The organism is Variovorax frigidus (assembly GCF_051216515.1).
GTDB lineage: Bacteria > Pseudomonadota > Gammaproteobacteria > Burkholderiales > Burkholderiaceae_C > Variovorax.
This window is the reverse complement of sequence record NZ_JBPJZF010000018.1, coordinates 1-3094: the sequence shown is the minus strand read 5'-3', so window position 1 is coordinate 3094 and position 3094 is coordinate 1. Positions and strand designations below refer to the sequence as shown.

Genomic DNA, 3094 nt, shown 5'->3' with positions numbered 1-3094 from the left:
CAGCAACGACGTGTGGATCGACCGGCGCAGCCTGGTGTTCGTGCCCAAGGGCACCAACGGCTACGAGAGCGACCGCTGGTACACCGCGGGCGGCCTGCTGGAGGTCGGCGGCTACCTCGGCACCCAGGGCCACACCGTGGGCGAATGGATGGCGCAGGGTGGCACGGTGAGCTTCGGCGGCAACGATGTAGTCACGCAGGCCGGCTCGAACATCAATCTGTCCGGCGGCACGATCAATGTGCAGACCGGCTTCATCCGTCAGACCTGGCTCAAGGGGGCGGACGGCCGGTTGTACGAAGTGAACAAGGCGCCGGGCGACCAGCGCTACACGGGCGTGTACAAGGGCTTCGAGGACGAACACAAACGTTGGGGCGAGAAGGCTACCGACTACTACTACAACCCGCTGATCGGTCCGCAGAAGCGGCTGGAGAACGGCTACACGGTCGGGCGCGACGCGGGCGTGCTGGTGGTCGGGACGAAAAGCGCGGTGATCGAGGGCGACATCACGGGCGAGGCCTTCCAGGGCCCACGCCAGTTCCAGGCGCCCAACATCGACCTCGACGGTTACGACCAGTCGCAGCACGCCGTGGCACGCGGCGGGCAACTGGTGGTCGGCAGCTACGGCACCCTCTACGACAAGAGCACCGGCCTGATGCACCGCCGGCTCGACACTGCGGGCGTGAAGGACGTGGTGCTGACCGACACCGCCGAGCGCATCGCCGCCGGGCTCGATCTCACGACGGCCCTGCCGGCCGCGCGCCAGGGAACGCTGACCCTGGACACCACGCTGCTCAACGGCTTCTCGCTGGGCGCGGTGCGCATCGCGGCCGCGGGCTCGATCACGGTGGACGCGGCGCTGACGCTGGGCAACGGTGGCGACATCACGCTCTACGGCCCGCAGGTCGAGGTGAACGCGGACCTGACGGCCCATGGCGGCCGCATCCGTCTGGGTGACACGCTCACGCAGGCCAGCACCAACTACCTCGACGACACCACGGTCATCACCACGCCCAAGGACATGCGCGCCGGCGTGGCGGTGGCCCAGGGCGTGGCGCTGGACGCGCGCGGTCTGTGGAGCAACCTGTGGCTCGATCCGGCCGACACCGGCAACATGGCCTGGCGCAACGGTGGCAGCGTGTCGATCCGCAGCAGCGGAGATGTGCGGCTGGCCGAGGGCAGCGTCATCGACGTGTCCTCGGGCGCGGCCTTGCTGGCCAACGGCAAGACGCAGCGAGGCGGCAAGGGCGGCGACATCCGGCTGCAGGCCAATGCCCAGACCGGCGGCAGCGACGGCGTGCTGGCGATCGACGGCGCGCTGCGCGGCTGGGGTACTTCGGGCGGCGGCACGCTGAACCTGCAGGCCGGGCGCATGCTCGTCACGGACGGCACAGGAAGTACAGCGGGCGCAGGTACTTCGGCCGAGCCGGGCACGTTGGTCCTCTCGGGCAACTTCTTCGACAAGGGCTTCAGCCGCTACGAACTCATTGGCGACCGCGGCCTCACGGTGGCCGAGGGGACGCAGGTCGACGTGACGATGCCGGTGTTGCGCGTGACCCCTGAAGCCAAGGGCGTAGCGACCGGCACCGATGCCGGCAAGGCGCTACAGGCCTGGACACCGCCGCTCTACACCGAGGATGCGGTCAAAGGCGTGCTCACGCAGCGCGCGGGCGCGAGCCTGAGCCTGCAGGCGGGCACGGCGCAGACGCTGGCGGCCGACCTGCCGCAGGTGTCGATGTCGATCGGCCAGGGCGCACAGCTTACGGTCGATGCGGGGCAGTCGATCCAGGTCGCCAGCGCCGGGCAACTCACGCTGCGAGGCAGGCTGCAAGCGCACGGCGGCAGCATCTCGCTCAAGAACATCGACCTCTCGGTGGTCGCGAACTTGGAGGCGGCGAACCTGGCGCACAACCGCTCGATCTGGGTCGGGGAGAACGCTGTCATTGATGTGTCGGCCACGCCCGCGACCGCGCTCGACGCGCAGGGCCGGCGCTACGGCCTGGTGCGCGACGGCGGCAGCATCGTGATCGGCGGCGAGATCCAGGAAAGCGACGGTTCGGCCACGGCCGCCAACGGCTTCGTTGTGGTGCGCGAAGGCGCCTTGCTCGATGCCTCGGGCACCTCGGCCGTGCTCGACATGGGCGATGCCGGCCCGGTTGCGGTCGCGAGCCGCGGCGGGCGCATCGCGCTGGCGTCGAACAACGGCTTCTACCTCGATGGCGAACTGCGTGCACGCTCGGGCGGCGCGGGGGCGGCCGGCGGCACGCTGCAGGTCGCGCTGGAATCGCCCGAGGTGCGAACGAATTCCGGCCCGGGCGAGGGGCAGCCTGCGCTGGCCGAGAACACGGTGCGTGGCTACCGCGATCTGGTGATCGGCGGGCTGCAGGGCCCATCGGACCTGCCGGCCGGACTGGCCCCCGGCGCAGCCGACGCGGCGCTGGTCTACGGCCACGGCCGACTGGGCGTGGACACCGTCAAGCTCGGCGGCTTCGACAATCTCGCGCTGCTCAGCGCGGGCGGTGTCAGCCTGGAAGACAACGCCAGCCTGCGGCTCGGCCAGAGCCTGTCGGTCTACGGCCCGCTCATGCTGGCCAACAGCGCGCGCAACGATGCGCACATCACGCTGGAAGCGCCCTACGTGCGGCTGGCCGGTATCACGCAGAACTCAGCGCTGGACCCGACCCGAGGCCGCTTCGGCGTCATCGGCACCGGCGACTGGCTGCCCTCCGAGGCGCAGCTGGAGGTGCGCGCCGGGCTCATCGACGTGCGCTCGCTGGTGTCGATGGCCGGCGCCAATGGCAGCATCGCGCTGTCGCCGGAAGCCGGTGACCCGAACTCGCCGGTCGGTCTCGAGGTCGAGCGGCGCGGCTTCGGCCAGGTCACGTTGGCCAGCGAGGGCGACCTGCGTTTTCTCGCGGACAAGCCCCCCGCCGTGAACGGCGAGCCGGAGACCAGGCTCTCGACTGCGGGCGACCTCACACTGCGCGCTGCGCAGATCTATCCGGCCACCGGCGTCTCGGCCTCGGTCCAGGCGGGTGTGTTGAGCGACGGCACCTATGCGCCCGACCGCGTGCTGCGCATCGAAGGCAACGGCCAG

General features: G+C 70.4%; 1 protein-coding gene. It reads left to right on the top strand.

Going from position 1 to position 3094, the window contains the following annotated elements; genetic code table 11:
* The coding region (locus ACSFBC_RS28385; protein WP_475544567.1) for an autotransporter outer membrane beta-barrel domain-containing protein at window positions 1–3094 on the top strand (3094 nt) is incomplete at both ends.